The organism is Paenibacillus sp. Y301 (assembly GCF_059445505.1).
Map to the genome: position 1 here is coordinate 283,375 of NZ_JCAIUL010000007.1, position 17,594 is coordinate 300,968.

A 17,594-nucleotide genomic window follows, 5' to 3' on the forward strand; every position below is an offset into this window, starting at 1 on the left:
GTTCATCCTACCTCCAGTTCAGAAGATTCCGAATTAAGCCTAGCTAGTACCTTTTGTCTCTCATTCCAGCTCATTGGAGCATGTTCATTTACAAGCTCAACCATATTGATGGCTCCGTCCACAGGACATACAATCGAGCATAGATTGCAGCCTACACAGTCCTCTTCACGTACTTGCAGAATAGCCTTGCCATCAGGATCATGCAGCATATCGATACATTGATGGGATGTGTCCTCGCATGCAATATGGCACTTATTACAGTTGATACACGTAACAGGATCGATTCTCGCCACCACTTTATAATTGAGATCTAAATCTCCCCAATTGGAATAACGACTAACCGTTTGTCCAACTAAGCTCATCACGGATTCGATTCCCTTGTCATCCAGGTAGTTATTTAATCCATCAATCATATCTTCAACAATTCGGAATCCATGGTGCATGACAGCTGTACATACCTGAACACCCGTTGCTCCCATGAGCATGAATTCCACGGCATCCTGCCAAGTCGAAATTCCACCAATACCTGAAATAGGAACTCCAACATTCACATCCCTTGCACATTCTGCCACCATATTTAACGCAATGGGCTTAACAGCAGGTCCACAGTACCCACCATGTGCACCTTTTCCGCCAACATGCGGAATGGTGTTCCAAGAGTGAATATCCACGCCTGCGAGACTGTTGATCGTATTAATCATACTGACTGCATCCGCTCCGCCTTTAACAGCATGACGCGCAACAACGGTAATATCCGTAATATTGGGTGTTAACTTTACGATCACAGGTGTCTCTGCGACTTCCTTGACCCACATTGTCTGTTTCTCTACGAGGTCGGGCTGTTGCCCCGAGGCTGCACCCATTCCTCGTTCCGCCATACCATGCGGGCAACCAAAATTCAATTCAAGTCCATCTACGCCGATGGCCTCTACTCTTTTAACAATTTCATGCCACTTCTCTCGTGTGGGTTCTACCATCAGGGATGCAATAATCGCATGGTTGGGAAATCTCTTCTTCGTCTCGTAGATTTCCTTCAGATTCACTTCAAGAGGTCGATCCGTGATAAGTTCTATGTTATTGAAGCCCGCTACTCTCTGCCCATTGAAATGAACTGCAGCAAACCTTGATGAAGTGTTAATAATGGGGTCTCCGAGTGTCTTCCAGACGGCACCACCCCAGCCTGCCTCAAATGCACGTTGCACCTGATATCCGGTATTTGTTGGAGGTGCAGACGCTAACCAAAAAGGGTTCGGTGATTTAATTCCTGCAAGATCAATACGTAAATCCGCCATACGCAAGCTCCTCCCTTGTCATACACATTTAGTCCTACTCCAAGTATCCTTTTTATGAAAAACCGACATGGTGCTATTTATATAATGGACTCTGTTACAAGATCATTCTCCATAGAGAATCTTCTCGTTATAGCTTGAGCCACTAGCTTACCTTGTTGCGCAGCCGACACGACCATCGCTTCGCCCTTCCCCGATCCAAATACAATATCGCCAGCTGCATAAATCTTAGGATGAGACGTCAGAAGGGAAGCATCATCAATACTGACTACGCCCCGGACATGTTCCAATCCCAAATGTTCAATGAGTTCTACGTGACGTGTCTGTCCGATTGCAAGCACTACGGCATCTACTGGCAACAACACATTAGATCCTTCAACAGGAACTGGAATCAATCTTCCGTCTTTTCCCTTTTCCTCGGATAATTTCATCTGGACACATTCCAAATGCGTGACCTTAGCATAGACATCCCCAATGATACGGGTTGGGGCTGTGAGCCAACTAAATTCTACCCCTTCTTGCTTCGCAAACTCATACTCAAAGTCATAGGCTGTCATTTCTTCTCGGGTACGTCTATAGATCATTCTCACTTGTGTCGCACCTAGTCTGACCGAACAAGTCGCAGCATCAATCGCCGTATTCCCTGCTCCAATCACCGCAATGCGTTTCCCTAGTAAGTTCATAGAGGTTAGATTACTCTTTGTGCTCTCAACCAGTTCGATCGCATCATACACGCCATCTAACTCTTCTCCTTCTAACCCAATAGGGGGAACGTATCCCATACCCGCAGCTAGAACGACAACATCATATTCTTCTAATAATTGTTCCACCGTAATGTCTACTCCAACTTTAACGCCTGTCTGAATCGTTACCCCAAGCTTCTCAACTTGCTCCACTTCCCATAACGATATCGTCTGTGGCAAGCGAAATGAAACAATCCCATACGTGTCTAATCCGCCAGCTATAGCCCTTGCCTCATAGATCACAACAGCGAAGCCCGCTCTGGCAAGATCTCTTGCAGCAGATAGCCCTGCGGGTCCTCCCCCAATGATGGCTACTTTCTTCCCGTTAGTTGCTCCAGCTGAGAATAGCTGTATATTATTTTCTCTTGCCCAATCCGTTGCGTAACGTTGCAACAAACCAATCTCAATTGGCTTCGATGCATCGTTCAACACGCAAGCTCCCTCGCATAACTCATCCGTTGGACATACTCTTGCACAACTTGCTCCTATCGGATTAGAGTCCATAATGGTCGTTGCTGATCCTTTTAAATTATCTGTTGCAATTCGTTTGATAAATGAAGGTATGTTAATGCCTGTAGGACAAGCTTTAATACAAGGTGCATCATAACAATAGAGACAACGGTTCGACTCTTCCATCGCCGCTTTCCGACTCAATCCTTCCTCGAATTCATCAAAGTTACGTGGTAACATGTCCGTGAAATAGGTCTGCTGAAGTGGATGGTTATTCGCCATCATGTGCTCCCCCCTGTATCACATACTCCGTATGATCAACCCCGTCTGAATTAGTCTGATCTTGATCTAGGCACATTTTGAGTACGGTCTGATAGAGAATTTCCGTGCCCAATGCAATATCTTCCTTACTTGAGTACTCCTGCGGGTTATGGCTAATGCCATCTTTACAGCGAACAAAAATCATACCGTAATCACAGTAATACGACATGGCAATGGAGTCGTGAAAAGGTCCACTCATAAGCTCAGGAGCCTTGATGTTCATTTCTTGTGCAGCTTCTCGAATGTAACCCTTGATGTAATCCGCACAGTACCGCGGTTCACTTCTCATATCTTCTCTAATCTCTACTCGAAGTCCATGTTCCTGTATAACATCATCGATTAGATCACGTAGTTGTTGCTCTAACCGATCTCTACGTTGCAACTCAATATCTCGCAAATCAATCGTGAACCGCACATGTTCTGGAATGATATTCCGCGAATCAGGAAATACCTGAAGAGAGCCAACCGTGCCTACCGTTGGGGCATCTGGATCTCTAGAGGCAATAGCTTGAAGCCCAACAATAATCTTGGACGCTCCGACCAAGGCATCTTGTCTTAGATTCATAGGCACAGACCCCGCATGACCAGCGAATCCATACACATCAACCGTCCACCATAGAGGACCCGATATTCCAGTAACGATACCTACTGCACAATCCACCGATTCTAGAACCGGACCTTGCTCGATATGCAACTCCAGAAAGGCGCCAATCTCGCCAGCTCCATATTGAGAATCAACGAACTTGTCAGGATCTCCACCGAATTCTAGTAACGCTTCTCGACGTGTGACTCCATTCTTGTCCTCACGTTCTAACTCCCCTTCCTCTAGCTGATTCAGAATTCCACGTACACCAAACAACCCCTTGTTAAAGCGACATCCTTCTTCATCACAAAAGGAGACCACTTCGATAGAAACTCTTGGAATCATTCCTTTGTCAGATAACGTTTGAACGGTTTCAATTGCGCCTACCACACCAATAATTCCATCGAATCTGCCTGCATAGGGTTGTGTATCAATGTGTGATCCTACCATCACGGCTGGAGCTTCCCGATCAGTTCCCTCGATTCGTCCTATCAAGTTACCAAAGGCATCGATTCGAGTTTTTAATCCAGCTTGCTCCATCCATATCCTTACGACATCCACGGCTTCACGATCTTCCTTGGAAAGAGCAAGTCTGCATACCCCTGTGTCACTAATTTTGCCAATCTCAGCGAGCCGTAAGACTCTTTCTTGGACTCTATCTGCACTGATGGTTAAATTCCGCATGACATTCCCCTCCAGGATATTTATTCATTTGTGTAACATAATATAACATGTAAACTACATTTAGGGTTTAAAATATTTTTGTTGGGACACAGAATGTTATTTTCACTTCAATTCACGCATTTACATTACCTTATAAGTTATATATGCTAACATTAGATGGTTAAGATTATGGATTATTGTGACAAAACACTTCATTCATTTGAAAGCGAGGGATTATCGTGGATATGGAACTCGTATTTACTATCAAGGACGCCTTACAAAGACCTCTATTTCAAGACGTTGAGGTTGTAGCAGGCCTGAATGGAATTCATCGTCAGATTCGTTGGGTTCATATCTTAGAAATCGTGAACTTTGAGACTCTTATCCACGGAGAGGAAATGATCCTCACCACTGGCATGGGTTTTAATGTAGATACCCTCTCATCCATCACATTTACTGAGAATCTAATGAAGCAGAATGTAGCATGTCTATGCATTGAGATCGGGCCCTATTTCGACAGCATCCCAGACCAATTGCTTGAACTGTGCAACTTGCATGATTTCCCACTCATTGTATTTCCTCAGCCCGTTCGTTTTGTCGATATCACGCTTGACCTGCACTCGATCATCATTAATCGTCATCACAGAATGCTTCAAGAACTTGAGAGTATCTCTAGAGAGTTTCATCGCTTAACCCTTACTTCTCAAGGAACATGGAAAGTCCTTCAATTGCTACACCACAGCACCCATGCTCAGATTATCTATCAACCTAACCAAGGTAAGACCCTATTCCATCCTTCTAACCTTTCCTTTCAAGAACAAAATCTGTTCCTCGACTGGTTCCATACCATACAAACAGAATTAGAAGGTCTCAAGCCTGACGGGGCATCTTATCTCCGCGAATATAATAACCATATCGTAGTAATCAAACCTGTAGGTGCACTAGATCAGACTTGGGCTTATATCATCGTCATGTGTCAGCATCGACCTCGAGAGTATGATTACATGCTTTTAGATTCTGCCTCACTATCCATTGCTCAAGAATAACTTCGAACTCGATACATGGAAGAACGCAAACTATTTTCCGAGAATTTATGGGTAGATGAACTTATGAATTCCTCGTTCAAAGATGAGAACCAACTGAAGGCCCTAATCGGACCCGATTTTAAAAAATATAACGAACTCTCTTATCGCGTCTGCTTGATCGAAATCGAGAATTTATACGACCTAACATGGAATCACTCGGATCACGAATGGGAATCGGATGGCAAGACACTTCAGTCTTTCATTCGTAATTATCTAGGACCGTTAATTGATTATGATGAAGCCAAAGGAAGTGAGTTACTGTTAACGCTTCGGGTATATCTTGATCATGATGGATCTAAGCAAGAATCTGCGCGGAAATTATTCATTGTTCGACAGTCTCTGTACTATCGTCTAGATCAAATCACCGAGCTGCTCAGCAAAGACTTCATGTTGCCAGAGAACCGAATTGCGATCCAAGTCGCACTCCGTGCTTATCAATTACTTGAACCTAACAAAATGAAGGTGAAGTTAGATAGCCAGATCATGTCGTGACTTTCGGAGGTTACTGACTATTCATCACCCGTTTAAACGTACTCACGATAAACTCTAAATCATCATCCGTAGAAGACAATGGCGGTGCTAGGGTTAATACATTATTGAACCCGGCTACGGTATCGCCATTCTTCCCGATAATGAGTCCTTGTGCTTTACATTCACTTATCACTTTCTTCACAAGATCCAGTGGTGCCGGTACCTTCGTTCGTTTATCCGCGACAAGTTCAACCCCAAGAATTAACCCGAAGCTACGGATATCACCAACAAGGGGATGGTCCAGCAGTTCCATCAATTCATCCTTCAGACGCTCCCCCAATATTCGAGAACGTTCAACCAGATTGTCCTGCTCGATAATTTCAAGGTTTCGAAGTGCTAAGGCACACGCTGCTGGATTCCCACCAAAGGTATTCACATGGCGGAAATGGCTGTACTCCCCTTCATCTTTAAAAGCATCATAAATATCTTTGCGCACTGCTGTTGCAGATAAGGGAAGGTACCCGCTCGTCAATCCCTTGGCCATGGTCACGATATCTGGCTTCATATTGAAATTCTGGTGTCCAAACTTCTTTCCAGAGCGTCCGAACCCACAGATCACTTCATCAACAATAAGGATTACACCATATGTGCTACAGATCTCCTGCACCCGTTCCATGTAGATGGCATGCGGAACAATGACTCCACCTCCTGTAATTGCAGGCTCCATGATGACACCGGCAATACTCTCAACACCTTCCCAAATGATCGTATCCTCTAACGATTGGGCACATTGTAAGTTAAATGCTTCAATGGACTGCCCTTCCGGACGACGGTAGCTATCTGGTGGGCTCACATGAAGAAACCCACTGCTAAGGGGTTCATATTTAAATTTGCGCTGAGCTTGACCCGTGGCAGAAAGCGCTCCCAATGAACTTCCATGGTATCCGCGATAGCGTGAAATGAACTTATATCGATAGTGTTGCCCGATCTGCTGCTGGTATTGTCTAACCATTTTGAAGGCCGCTTCATTTGCTTCAGAACCACTATTAGAGAAGAAGATGACGTAATCACCTTCCAACCATTCATTTAATTTCTCGGCGAGAAGAATAGCTGGCATATGACTCTGTGTCAGTGGAAAATAAGGCAATTTCAACAGTTGTTCATATGCCGCTTCCGCTAATTCCTTTCGCCCGTATCCAACATTCACACACCAGAGACCCGACATCCCATCTAAGTATTTATTACCCGACATGTCTGTAATCCATGAGCCTTGCGCCTCGGTAACGACCATTGGAGGATTATTCTCACTATAGGGCAACATACTGTGCCATAGGTATTTCTGATCTTTATGACTTACGTTGGCACTGTCCGTCTCGGTATTGAGCACGTTAATCCCTCCCCCTATTGCATTCTTATACTCATTTCTCAATATCGAGCGGTCACCATTTTCTTACGTGTATAGAACTCAACCCCATCACGACCATTCGCATGTAGATCACCGTAAAATGACTTCTTGTATCCCGAGAAAGGAAAGAATGCCATCGGCGCCGGGACACCAAGATTAACACCTAACATTCCTGAATCGATGTCTTCACGAAATTGCCGAATGGCTTTTGCGCTATCGGTATAGATACAGGCTCCATTCGCGAATTCTGATTGATTCGCAACATCAATCGCATCACTTAGACTTTTGACGCGTACGATGGAGAGGATCGGAGCAAAGATCTCATCTTTCCAGATGGTCATATGTGTCTGCACTTGATCAAAGATCGTTGGGCCAATGAAATACCCTTCCGTCTGCATAGCGGCGCCATCTTTCCTTCCATCTCTCACAAGGAGGGCTTGTTCCTGTTCCCCAATCTCGATATACTTCAACGTTCGTTCTTTATTGGATTGTCTAATGACAGGTCCAAGGAACACGCCTTCATCACTTCCATTACCGATCTTAAGCTGATCAGATGCCTCAATGAGTCGATTCACGAAATCATCCGCAATCTCCTTAAGAACGACGACAACAGAACAAGCCATACATCGTTCACCCGCGGAACCAAAGGCAGCGCTGATAATATTCTTTACGGCATTATCCATATCGGCATCTGGAAGCACAATGGAATGATTCTTAGCACCTGCAAGAGCTTGAACTCGCTTCCCCGTTGCAGTCCCCTGCGAATATACATATTCCGCCACAGGCTGCGAACCAACGAATGAGATCGCCTTGATCTCATTATTTTGTAACATGGCATTGACGACATCATGGGCTCCGTGCACAATATTGAGCACCCCATCTGGGAAACCCGCTTCCTGAAACAACTCCGCCAAACGATTCACCAATAGAGGCGTTCTTTCGGATGGCTTGAGAACGAATGTATTGCCACAAGCCACCGCTAACGGAAACATCCAACACGGAACCATCATGGGGAAGTTGAATGGTGTAATCCCCCCAATGACACCAATAGGGTATCGGTACATCCCCGACTCAATGCCTGTCGCAATATCAGGAAGTTGGCTTCCCATCATGAGTGTCGGTGTGCCTGCGGCAAATTCCACACATTCAATCCCCCGGCCAACTTCACCGTAAGCTTCTTCGTAGCTTTTACCATTCTCCAACGTAATGAGCTGCGCCAATTCGCTCCATTGCTCAATCAATAGCTGTTGATACCTAAAAAGATATCTCGCTCTGCGTGGAGTAGGTACTTTTCGCCAAGATTCAAAAGCCTTAACTGCGACGCTCACCGCTTCATCCAGTTCTTCCTTCGTTGAAATCGGAACATAAGCGATCGTCTCACCTGTCGCAGGATTGAACACCTCCTCAACTTGCGTAGACTTAGATTCAACCCACTTCCCCTGAATGTAATTGTTAAGTGTCTCAACTTGCGTCTGATTCAATCCCACGGTTACCATCTCTTCTCTGGGTTATTCCCATGCTATTATAGTCGAGCTAGCTCTTGATACGTCTCAGGACGCCGATCACGATAGAATTGCCAACTCTCGCGAACCTCACGAATGAGGGATTTGTTCATATCTCCAATGATGACCTCATCCTGGTCACGGCTACCCATGGCAACGAAATTTCCACGTGGGTCTACGATATACGACTGACCGTAGAATTCACCCATATTCCATGGACCTTCCGTACCCACTCGATTAATCGCTGCCACATAATATCCATTAGCTACCGCATGAGCTGGTTGTTCTAACTTTCATAAGTATTCCGACGTCCCCGCTACGGTTGCAGAAGGGTTAAAGACAATCTCAGCCCCATTGAGCCCAAGCATTCTTGCACCTTCTGGAAAGTGACGATCATAACAAATGTATACGCCGACTTTGGCAAAAGCAGTATCAAATACAGGATATCCAAGGTTACCCGGCTTAAAATAATACTTCTCCCAGAATCCAAAGTCGCCCCCACCTGCACCCACATGTGGAATATGATGCTTACGATACTTCCCAAGGTATGAACCATCCGCATCGATAACCGCCGCCGTATTGTAATACGTTGCGATCCCTTCTCGTTCGTAGATCGGTAATATGATTACGATTCCTAATTCCTTAGCTAAATCCTGAAACAACCTTGTCGTGGGGCCATTCGGAACTTCTTCTGCCGCGTCGTACCATTTATCCGTCTGTTCTGCACAGAAATATGGGCCATAAAATATTTCCTGAAGAGATACGATTTGAGCTCCTCTTTGTTTCGCCTCACGCACAAGCTTCATATGTTTCTCGATTGAGCTAGCCTTGTGAATATTCACGGGTTCGCTACCATCTACATCATGTTTCACCTGAATCAACCCAATGGTTACCGTATCCATGATTGTCTTCCCCCTCTTAATGTAGCTTCAAGGTGACTCACTACCAGCAGTCACCTTGTCACTCTATGAATAAATATTGCTACATCCTATTATTTAGAAGCCATATCCATAATCTCATTCGTGTAAGCTTCTTTTAGATCTGCTGGTTTCTTAATCACACCGAATTGATGTGCAATATCAGCCGTCTGTTTGAATGCCGCTTCATCGATATATCCCATTTTGGCAGGGTCAAATCCTTCTGGAAGAATCAACTTCGCAACTTCCTTCATCATCGTTACTTGATGGTCTCTAGAAGTGCTACCCTCCTCTGCTTCCTTCATCACACTATCAACCGCGCCTTCAGGATCATCAATCGCTTGCTTCCAACCCTTTAATGAAGCACGTAGGAACTTAGCAGCGGTTTCTTTGTTATCTGCTAACCACTCTTTATTGGCAAATAGGTTATCTTCCAACATCGCTACACCTTCCGCATTCATATCAATCACGTTCAAGTCGCTCTCAAGTGTCCCTTGTTCCAATACCATTTGGAATTCGTTATATGTCATGGCGGATGCAGCATCTACTTCTCCAGTGAAGAATTGATCCATAGTGAATCCTTGCTTAGCAAATTCTAAATCCTTATTTGGATCGAACTTATATTTATCAAACAAAGCTAGAATCTCGAATTCATTGCCACCCATCCAGTTACCAACCTTTTTCCCTTTGAGATCAGAAGGGGAATTAATCCCCGCTTCTTTTTTTGGAGACGAGTACAAGACCACTCTTCTGATAGATTTGAGCAATTTCAATAAGCGGCAAGCCTTCCTCTTGATGTGGCAAAAGACTAGCAACCCAATCCACACCAATATCAGCTGCTCCACTGGCTACTTGTTGCTCTGGTACAATATCCGGTCCCCCTGGTAGAATCGCTACCGCTAGTCCCTCTTCCTTGTAATATCCCTTTTCCAGTGCCACATAATATCCTGCGAACTGAGCTTGAGGAACCCATTTCAGTTGCAACTTCACCTTGACTGGATCTGCTGATGCTTCCACTGCCGCTGTTGGTTCACTTGTCTTACCAGTTGTATCCGTTTCACCTTTTGTATTGTTACCACACCCAGCTATTATCGAAGAAATCATCAATATTATGGCCAACAACAACGTGCTACGGTATTTCCGACTCGATTTCTTCATGGATAGCTCCCCCTATTTTTAGAAAAAATATTAACCACAACCTGACATCATATTTAATCGAAGTATGTTATATTCAGTCCATTCCACAGCTTCTCTCCCAATAGGGAGTACCACGTCAGTAGTCTACGTGGATGCAATCCACCTTTTTTTCAAAACTTTACGGTGTGTCCGTTGTGAGGGATGCCACTTGATACAATACTTTTCAATTCTTTCTACGAGTAAATAAAAGATAACACCTGCAATAGCCGCTACAATAATACATGACCAGCCTAGTGGCATCTTGGCTACTTTAATGGAGTTGGAGAGCAGATACCCAAGTCCGCGGGATGAGAAAAAGAATTCACCAACAATGGCTCCAATCATACTTGCCGTGGTGTTAATCTTCAATGCAGTGAATACATATGGAAGACTATTCACAACTCTCAAATACCGGAATACTTCATGCTTCTTCGCAGCGTAAGAGTGCATAAGATCAAGTGCCAGTGGATCTACCGTACTCATTCCCTTGTGCGCATTCATTGCCATAGCCGCCATCGTCGTCGCGGTCACAATGGCCATTCTTGAACCCATTCCATCCCCGAACCATAGGTTCATGATAGGAGCCTAAGCTACGATGGGTACTGCATTCAAAGCAGCTACGAGCAGGATACTTCCTATTCCCCAGCGTGGCCAAGCAGTCGCTACCAGTGCAATGATGAAACCCAGTGCTGATCCTACAAGCATCCCTAACACTGCCTCCGTAAGCGTATATCGGGTATAAGAAATTAATAGACTCATATGATCTACCATCGCATTTCCTATCGTCGATGGAAGGGGTAATTGGTATGTTTTTAGATCAAATAAGGAATGGATTACCTGCATCTGCCACAAAGTGATAAAAAGGACTCCTGCTAGAAGAGGGAGTCCGATTCGACTTCCTGATCCTCTCTTTCTTTTTCCTAGGTTAGCCTTCACCACGGATTGAACGTTTATATTCGATGAAGGCATAGAATTAGGCAGTTGAATTACTAGAGCTGCATCATGTTCGCCTGTTGGATTATCCCAATCTAGTTCCTCTAAAGAGTCTCCCTTCATTCGTTGTTCCCTCCTTTTGCTCGGAACTCAGGTTGCCATGGTGAGACCCAACGCTCAATAAGGCTCATAAGTAGATAACTGAGTACACCTAACAATGCGCCTACAATGACCGTTGACCAGAACATGTACGTATGAGAAGGACCATAATATAGATTGCGTAACATAATTACTCCGATACCATGCTGTGCTCCCATAAGTTCTACTAATATAGCGCCAGTCACTGCCAGCGGTGCTGCGATCTTTAATCCGCTAAATAATCCGGGTAACGAAGCCGGAAAGCGAAGCTTCAGATAAACATTCCACGGTTTGGCTGCACACGAGTACATTAGTTCCAGAGCCGAAGGTTCAATACTCCTTAACCCTCTCAACATATTTAAAGAGACTGGAAAAAACGTAATATATCCTGCGATAAGAATACGTGCGATTTGTTCATCTCGAACAATGCCGTACAATATAGGGGCTAACCCAAGCACCGGTATCATTTGGGAAGCAATCGCATAAGGAAAGGTCAGATTCTCTATCCATTTCGATACACTCATGAGAATCGCAATGAGTACGCCCGCAATCGCTCCAATGAGGAAGCCCACTCCCGCATTCGCAAAGGTCACCCCGCCCTCCCTCATTAAGGTTGTTCCATATTGCCCAAAGGTTCGAATCACTTCATGTACATATGGCAACTTAGATTGAGCAAGTGGCACTTGAATCAGATGTAACAATACCCAAGACATCAATTCCCATACGATGAGCAGCCCAAGTACCCATACCATCGTAGGCAACATCCGGCTACGAGAAAGCACGTTTTGTCCCTTCATCCGATGTACCATCCGACTACGAACAAACACACTTTGTCTCTTCATTCGATTACACTCCTTCGAAACTATCGCGAATCTGCGCAATGAGTTCATAGAATTGAGGACTACTTCTCATTTCCCGTGTACGTGGACGAGCTAATGGAATATCCACCACCGTTGATAACCTTCCTGGATGTGGTGATAGAACGAATACCCGATCAGATAGAAAAATAGATTCAGGAATACTGTGTGTTACAAACACAACTGTATTCTGTACCTTACTCCAAATCGACAGGAGTTCTTCATTAAGCCGCTCTCTCGTGAACTCATCTAGTGCAGAGAAGGGTTCATCCATAAGCAGAATCTCTGGCTCCATAGATAAAGCTCTAGCGATCGCAACACGTTGTTGCATTCCCCCACTTAACTGCCATGGATATTTATCTGCAAAACCCTCTAACCCAACCAGTTCCAACAGTTCATCGGGTTTACGTTCCTTTTCCAATTTCTTAACACCCATCATTTCTAATGGGAGCGTAATGTTGTCCCTAACTTTTCTCCAGTCATACAGCACAGGGCTTTGAAAGACGATTCCATACTTCTGTGCCAATCGAGCTTCCTTAGCCGTCTCTCCAGCTACTCTTAAGGTGCCGCTTGTTGGTTGAATTAGATCCGCCATTAGTCGAAGAAGCGTGGTCTTACCGCAACCCGAAGGTCCCAATAGAGAAACAAATTCCCCCTTAGCAATGTCCATACTAACTTGGTGAAGTGCCAATACCTCAGCGGAATCTGTCGCATATTGCATACTAATTTGATCTAGTTCTATTTCAGGAATCCTCGTCGCTGTCATACCCATATCCACTCCCCCGTTAACTCTATAAAAGATATTAATGTTATATTTAATGACATATATGACTGCTAGATTCGGATAATACGTACTTCGTGTTCCTTTTAATAACATCATACGCTCATGTGTTATCACTAACACTAGACAAAGCGTAAAACAGGTAGGCAAATATTGAGTCAATCTGTCTACAATCAATAATTTATGGAGAAAAGTATTTATTTAAGTGCCATTTTGGAGTTATATACTCTAACATTAAGTTGTGATCGTCATTATTTTTATCTAGAGAAATTATCCCTAATTGATTACATTTTGTAGTTTCTGTATAAGCTCCATCCCCAATCATCCACATTGGCCGGTTATTCTGTATATTGGGTTTGCACGAGAACCCGAAGGAAGTTGAACCGATCTTTAATGTTCATGATTGGAGAAATAGTTCGACGAATGGTGTATTTCGTTATCTTCATTACCACAGTAATACACACGAAGTGTTAGGCATTATCTGTGGTTCAGTAACCTAGGGAAAAAGGTCCATTGCTTGAATATTGGAGCAAGGTCTAGCATCCTGGATCTGCAGCATATTGGCCTATATAACACCTCTTGATGCAATTGCCAATGACTTGAATAACAATTGACGTTATACTTGAAGATAGTGCTTAGTTGCGTAAGGGGAGGGATGTATATGGCTAAGACAAAGGTTGCAAAAAGACCTACTCGAGATGAATTTGAATTAGAAGAGTTAGGGAATCAACTTGTCGAAGCAAAAAATGAAGACAGCGAGATTGAAGTAACCGTCTGGGGACGGGAAGAGCAAGTACGAGGTCGAATTACGATCATGGACTCACGAACGCGATTAGTTCATTTTGAGAACGATATGGGAGTAATTAAAGTACCTTTTCTAGATATTATGAGAGTGGATTACCCAAGGGATTAGTCACGTGATCATACGATTCAACTGTAACATGGAGATCATGGCGTATTTCACTAGAATACCAAATAAACCGTTGAGGACAATGACCCAGGTTTGTCCACAGCGGTTTATTTATAAATATAAGAAACCAACACGGCATTGCCGGTTCTACTTGTTATTTCCTCTAAAACAATTCCATGCTCAAGTAACGCTCACCTGTATCCGGAGCTATACAGACCACTCTTTTACCAACACCTAATCTTTTAGCTACTTGTACTGCTGCATAAACAGATGCTCCTGAGGATGGTCCTACTAGAATCCCTTCTAATCGGGCAAGGTCTTGCATCATCCCAATCGCTTCTTCATCAGCAATCTGAATGATCTCATCATAGACGCTCGTATTCAGGATACTAGGAACAAACCCCGGACTCGTTCCTACCAATTTATGAGGTCCCGGTTGGCCACCTGATAGTACAGGTGAACCCATTGGCTCAACCACGGCAATGTGTATATTCGGCAATTCTGCACGTAACGTCTCACCTGTACCTGTAATCGTACCTCCCGTACCCGCTGTCGCCACGAAAGCATCCAAGCGATAATCCATTTGCTCCAATATTTCTAGAGCTGTCGTGGTGCGATGAATGTCAGGATTGGCTTGATTCTCGAACTGTTGTGGAATAAAGCTCCCCGGGATCTCTTCTCTAAGTTCCAGTGCCTTCGCAATGGCACCTGGCATTCTTTCACTACTTGGCGTTAGAACAACCTCGGCTCCGTAAGCTTTTAAAATATTGATACGTTCCTTGGACATATTATCAGGTAGAATTAAGATAGCTTTATACCCTTTAGCCGCGGCAATCATAGCTAATCCAATCCCCGTATTCCCACTAGTCGGTTCAATAATGGTACCCCCAGGGGAAAGTAACCCATTTTTCTCAGCAGTATCAATTAGATTGTAAGCTGCTCTATCTTTAACACTCCCAGAAGGATTGAACATCTCCAACTTCGCGTATACTTCTGCAGCTCCGGCTGGGATCGTTCGAGTCAACTTCACCATGGGTGTCTGACCTATAAGCTCCGTCACATTTTGTACGATACTCATGCCTCATCTCTCCTTCATCTGTGCAGGGTTACCTAACGAATAAAAAGTTCCCCACTGAATTTATCTTAGGATATCATAATCGTATATAATTCACTAGATTTGGGATGTATTCATCTAAAAATAAACATAAAAAAACGTGTAAATCCTTTATATCATGGATTTACACGTTTTTCGATTCTAAGCGGGTGATGGGAATCGAACCCACGCTATCAGCTTGGAAGGCTGAAGTTCTACCATTGAACTACACCCGCATTAAATAAAAGTATCGGGACGACACGATTTGAACATGCGACCCCCTGGACCCAAACCAGGTGCTCTACCAAGCTGAGCTACGTCCCGATAATGTATGCCGATGAAGGGACTCGAACCCCCACGGTTTCCCTCGCGATTTTGAGTCGCGCGCGTCTGCCAGTTCCGCCACATCGGCGCATACATATAACTATTAAAATAATGGTGCGCCCTAAGAGATTCGAACTCCTGGCCTTTTGATTCGTAGTCAAACGCTCTATCCAGCTGAGCTAAGGGCGCAAATGCATGTGATAAAAATGGAGCGGACGACGGGAATCGAACCCGCGACCCTCGCCTTGGCAAGGCGATGCTCTACCGCTGAGCCACGTCCGCAAATCAATGGTGCGCGTGGAGGGACTTGAACCCCCACGTCGTGAAACGCTAGATCCTAAGTCTAGTGCGTCTGCCAATTCCGCCACACGCGCACACTTGTAAAAAAATGGTGAGCCATGAAGGATTCGAACCTTCGACACCCTGATTAAAAGTCAGGTGCTCTACCAACTGAGCTAATGGCTCATATATGGCTGGGGATATAGGATTTGAACCTATGGTGACGGAGTCAGAGTCCGTTGCCTTACCGCTTGGCTAATCCCCAACAACTACAACAGTATCGGTTGTGTAGTACAATGTTATACCTCTGATGAGATACAAAATGGTGGAGGATGATGGATTCGAACCACCGAACTCGTAGAGAGCAGATTTACAGTCTGCCGTGTTTAGCCACTTCACTAATCCTCCGTAATGGTGCCGGCGAGAGGACTTGAACCCCCAACCTACTGATTACAAGTCAGTTGCTCTACCAGTTGAGCTACACCGGCGCACCTACGAAACATTGTTCAAATCTATGGTGGCTCGGGACGGAATCGAACCGCCGACACGAGGATTTTCAGTCCTCTGCTCTACCGACTGAGCTACCGAGCCTTAATTTTTTAAAAAATGGCGGAACCGACGGGATTCGAACCCGCGATCTCCTGCGTGACAGGCAGGCATGTTAGGCCAACTACACCACGGTTCCTCATTTATAAAAATGGTGCCGGCGAGAGGACTTGAACCCCCAACCTACTGATTACAAGTCAGTTGCTCTACCAGTTGAGCTACACCGGCACGGTGTAAAAGTAATTCTTAAAAAAGTAAAAATGGTGGAGGCTGAGGGGATCGAACCCCCGACCCTCTGCTTGTAAGGCAGATGCTCTCCCAGCTGAGCTAAGCCTCCGTGTAAATACTAACAATAGTGGTGACCCGTAGGGGAATCGAACCCCTGTTACCTCCGTGAAAGGGAGGTGTCTTAACCGCTTGACCAACGGGCCTTAATGGCTCCCCGAACAGGACTCGAACCTGTGACAACTCGATTAACAGTCGAGTGCTCTACCAACTGAGCTATCAGGGAATATGGTGGAGCCTAGCGGGATCGAACCGCTGACCTCCTGCGTGCAAGGCAGGCGCTCTCCCAGCTGAGCTAAGGCCCCATATTTACTGGTGTGTTATGTTATTATGGTGGGCCCTGGTGGACTCGAACCACCGACCTCACCCTTATCAGAGGTGCGCTCTAACCAACTGAGCTAAGGGCCCTTATGTACACCTAAACAATCTAGGCAAAAAAAAACCACATGAGTTGTGGTATTCTGCTTGGCGGCGTCCTACTCTCCCAGGACCCTGCGGTCCAAGTACCATCGGCGCTGGAGGACTTAACGGTCGTGTTCGGGATGGGTACGTGTGGAACCCCTCCGCTATCGCCACCAAACAGGATTTTTGTGCTGCTTGTCTACTTTGTTCATACTTCAACAAAATATCCTACCCTATAAAAGGTATGCAACATAAAATCAGTACAAGGTTTAATCCTTGAAAACTAGATACGAATGAATTTGCAGTTCGAAACTTATAGGATAAGCCCTCGACCGATTAGTATTGGTCAGCTCCATGCATTGCTGCACTTCCACCTCCAACCTATCTACCTCGTCGTCTTCAAGGGGTCTTACTAATTGGGAAATCTCATCTTGAGGGGGG

Annotated in this window: 15 protein-coding genes, 18 tRNA genes, 2 rRNA genes and 1 pseudogene; 3 read left to right on the forward strand and 33 right to left on the reverse strand. The window is 44.8% G+C overall.

The genetic code is table 11. The features are described 5' to 3' along the window. Window positions 1–2: 2 nt before the first annotated feature. The 3 genes from preA to AC1D69_RS14555 all read right to left on the reverse strand — a co-directional run bounded on the left by preA (window position 3) and on the right by AC1D69_RS14555 (window position 4,070). The gene (gene preA, locus AC1D69_RS14545; RefSeq protein ID WP_495456876.1) at window positions 3–1,292 is read right to left on the reverse strand and encodes an NAD-dependent dihydropyrimidine dehydrogenase subunit PreA; all 1,290 of its coding nucleotides are present in this window, start codon (window positions 1,290–1,292) and stop codon (window positions 3–5) included. A gap of 77 nt (window positions 1,293–1,369) precedes the next feature. Further along, a complete protein-coding gene (locus AC1D69_RS14550) occupies window positions 1,370–2,764 on the reverse strand; it encodes an NAD(P)-dependent oxidoreductase (protein WP_495456904.1) in 1,395 nt (464 codons plus the stop codon). Then, window positions 2,754–4,070, reverse strand: coding sequence for a M20 family metallo-hydrolase (locus AC1D69_RS14555; RefSeq protein ID WP_495456877.1), 1,317 nt, complete (start codon window positions 4,068–4,070; stop codon window positions 2,754–2,756). The genes AC1D69_RS14550 and AC1D69_RS14555 overlap by 11 nt, the downstream gene beginning before the upstream one ends. A gap of 224 nt (window positions 4,071–4,294) precedes the next feature. Between AC1D69_RS14555 and AC1D69_RS14560 the strand changes: the two genes are divergently transcribed. Together AC1D69_RS14560 and AC1D69_RS14565 are read left to right on the forward strand one after the other, a co-directional pair. Further along, complete coding sequence (locus tag AC1D69_RS14560) at window positions 4,295–5,095, forward strand: PucR family transcriptional regulator ligand-binding domain-containing protein (protein WP_495456905.1); 801 nt, start codon at window positions 4,295–4,297, stop codon at window positions 5,093–5,095. 15 nt (window positions 5,096–5,110) lie between these two features. Continuing rightward, entirely contained in the window at window positions 5,111–5,626 is a 516-nt protein-coding gene (locus AC1D69_RS14565) for a helix-turn-helix domain-containing protein (protein ID WP_495456878.1), read from the forward strand. 10 nt (window positions 5,627–5,636) lie between these two features. Here the strand turns inward: AC1D69_RS14565 and AC1D69_RS14570 are convergent, their stop codons facing one another. The 9 genes and pseudogenes from AC1D69_RS14570 to AC1D69_RS14610 form a co-directional block, all read right to left on the reverse strand. Continuing rightward, window positions 5,637–6,992 (reverse strand): aspartate aminotransferase family protein, encoded by a 1,356-nt coding sequence (locus AC1D69_RS14570; protein WP_495456879.1) that lies wholly within the window; start codon window positions 6,990–6,992, stop codon window positions 5,637–5,639. Between the two features lie 38 nt (window positions 6,993–7,030). Beyond that, on the reverse strand, window positions 7,031–8,497 hold the full coding sequence (locus tag AC1D69_RS14575) for a CoA-acylating methylmalonate-semialdehyde dehydrogenase (RefSeq protein ID WP_495456880.1): 1,467 nt from the start codon (window positions 8,495–8,497) through the stop codon (window positions 7,031–7,033). Between the two features lie 35 nt (window positions 8,498–8,532). Next, window positions 8,533–9,417: pseudogene (locus AC1D69_RS14580) on the reverse strand (nitrilase-related carbon-nitrogen hydrolase). A gap of 86 nt (window positions 9,418–9,503) precedes the next feature. After that, entirely contained in the window at window positions 9,504–10,169 is a 666-nt protein-coding gene (locus AC1D69_RS14585) for an ABC transporter substrate-binding protein (RefSeq protein WP_495456881.1), read from the reverse strand. Further along, window positions 10,135–10,587, reverse strand: coding sequence for an ABC transporter substrate-binding protein (locus tag AC1D69_RS14590; protein WP_495456882.1), 453 nt, complete (start codon window positions 10,585–10,587; stop codon window positions 10,135–10,137). The genes AC1D69_RS14585 and AC1D69_RS14590 overlap by 35 nt, the downstream gene beginning before the upstream one ends. 123 nt (window positions 10,588–10,710) lie before the next feature. Beyond that, window positions 10,711–11,181 (reverse strand): ABC transporter permease, encoded by a 471-nt coding sequence (locus AC1D69_RS14595; RefSeq protein ID WP_495456883.1) that lies wholly within the window; start codon window positions 11,179–11,181, stop codon window positions 10,711–10,713. Window positions 11,182–11,190: 9 nt separating this feature from the next. Then, window positions 11,191–11,661: a hypothetical protein gene (locus AC1D69_RS14600; protein ID WP_495456884.1), complete on the reverse strand. Its 471-nt coding sequence runs from the start codon at window positions 11,659–11,661 to the stop codon at window positions 11,191–11,193. Then, a complete protein-coding gene (locus AC1D69_RS14605) occupies window positions 11,658–12,440 on the reverse strand; it encodes an ABC transporter permease (protein ID WP_495456906.1) in 783 nt (260 codons plus the stop codon). Before AC1D69_RS14605 ends, AC1D69_RS14600 begins: the two co-directional genes overlap by 4 nt. Before the next feature lie 82 nt (window positions 12,441–12,522). Continuing rightward, window positions 12,523–13,305: an ABC transporter ATP-binding protein gene (locus AC1D69_RS14610; protein WP_495456907.1), complete on the reverse strand. Its 783-nt coding sequence runs from the start codon at window positions 13,303–13,305 to the stop codon at window positions 12,523–12,525. Window positions 13,306–13,975: 670 nt separating this feature from the next. Here AC1D69_RS14610 and AC1D69_RS14615 point away from each other — a divergent pair. Beyond that, window positions 13,976–14,227 (forward strand): YolD-like family protein, encoded by a 252-nt coding sequence (locus AC1D69_RS14615; protein WP_495456885.1) that lies wholly within the window; start codon window positions 13,976–13,978, stop codon window positions 14,225–14,227. A 160-nt stretch (window positions 14,228–14,387) separates the two neighbouring features. Here the strand turns inward: AC1D69_RS14615 and cysK are convergent, their stop codons facing one another. The 21 genes from cysK to AC1D69_RS14720 all read right to left on the reverse strand — a co-directional run. After that, window positions 14,388–15,302 carry a cysteine synthase A gene (gene cysK / locus AC1D69_RS14620; RefSeq protein WP_495456886.1) on the reverse strand — a complete coding sequence of 305 codons (915 nt, stop codon included), beginning with the start codon at window positions 15,300–15,302 and terminating at the stop codon, window positions 14,388–14,390. Between the two features lie 180 nt (window positions 15,303–15,482). Further along, window positions 15,483–15,553, reverse strand: a tRNA-Gly gene (locus AC1D69_RS14625). 14 nt (window positions 15,554–15,567) lie between these two features. Beyond that, window positions 15,568–15,641 (reverse strand) — tRNA-Pro (locus AC1D69_RS14630). 8 nt (window positions 15,642–15,649) lie between these two features. After that, window positions 15,650–15,729, reverse strand: a tRNA-Leu gene (locus AC1D69_RS14635). A 24-nt stretch (window positions 15,730–15,753) separates the two neighbouring features. Next, a tRNA-Arg gene (locus tag AC1D69_RS14640) sits at window positions 15,754–15,830 on the reverse strand. Window positions 15,831–15,848: 18 nt separating this feature from the next. Beyond that, window positions 15,849–15,923: transfer RNA gene (locus tag AC1D69_RS14645), tRNA-Gly, on the reverse strand. A 7-nt stretch (window positions 15,924–15,930) separates the two neighbouring features. Continuing rightward, window positions 15,931–16,015 (reverse strand) — tRNA-Leu (locus tag AC1D69_RS14650). A 15-nt stretch (window positions 16,016–16,030) separates the two neighbouring features. Next, window positions 16,031–16,106: transfer RNA gene (locus AC1D69_RS14655), tRNA-Lys, on the reverse strand. 5 nt (window positions 16,107–16,111) lie between these two features. Next, window positions 16,112–16,185: transfer RNA gene (locus AC1D69_RS14660), tRNA-Gln, on the reverse strand. 58 nt (window positions 16,186–16,243) lie between these two features. Continuing rightward, a tRNA-Tyr gene (locus AC1D69_RS14665) sits at window positions 16,244–16,328 on the reverse strand. A gap of 4 nt (window positions 16,329–16,332) precedes the next feature. Then, a tRNA-Thr gene (locus AC1D69_RS14670) sits at window positions 16,333–16,408 on the reverse strand. Between the two features lie 27 nt (window positions 16,409–16,435). Further along, window positions 16,436–16,511, reverse strand: a tRNA-Phe gene (locus tag AC1D69_RS14675). 16 nt (window positions 16,512–16,527) lie between these two features. After that, window positions 16,528–16,605 (reverse strand) — tRNA-Asp (locus AC1D69_RS14680). A gap of 13 nt (window positions 16,606–16,618) precedes the next feature. Continuing rightward, window positions 16,619–16,694, reverse strand: a tRNA-Thr gene (locus AC1D69_RS14685). A gap of 33 nt (window positions 16,695–16,727) precedes the next feature. Continuing rightward, window positions 16,728–16,803, reverse strand: a tRNA-Val gene (locus AC1D69_RS14690). Window positions 16,804–16,822: 19 nt separating this feature from the next. Next, window positions 16,823–16,897: transfer RNA gene (locus tag AC1D69_RS14695), tRNA-Glu, on the reverse strand. Window positions 16,898–16,901: 4 nt separating this feature from the next. After that, window positions 16,902–16,977, reverse strand: a tRNA-Asn gene (locus AC1D69_RS14700). Window positions 16,978–16,980: 3 nt separating this feature from the next. Next, window positions 16,981–17,056, reverse strand: a tRNA-Ala gene (locus tag AC1D69_RS14705). A gap of 26 nt (window positions 17,057–17,082) precedes the next feature. Continuing rightward, window positions 17,083–17,159: transfer RNA gene (locus AC1D69_RS14710), tRNA-Ile, on the reverse strand. 55 nt (window positions 17,160–17,214) lie between these two features. Beyond that, window positions 17,215–17,331, reverse strand: a 5S ribosomal RNA gene (gene rrf / locus AC1D69_RS14715). A 138-nt stretch (window positions 17,332–17,469) separates the two neighbouring features. Beyond that, window positions 17,470–17,594: ribosomal RNA gene (locus AC1D69_RS14720) — 23S ribosomal RNA — on the reverse strand; the annotation flags it as partial.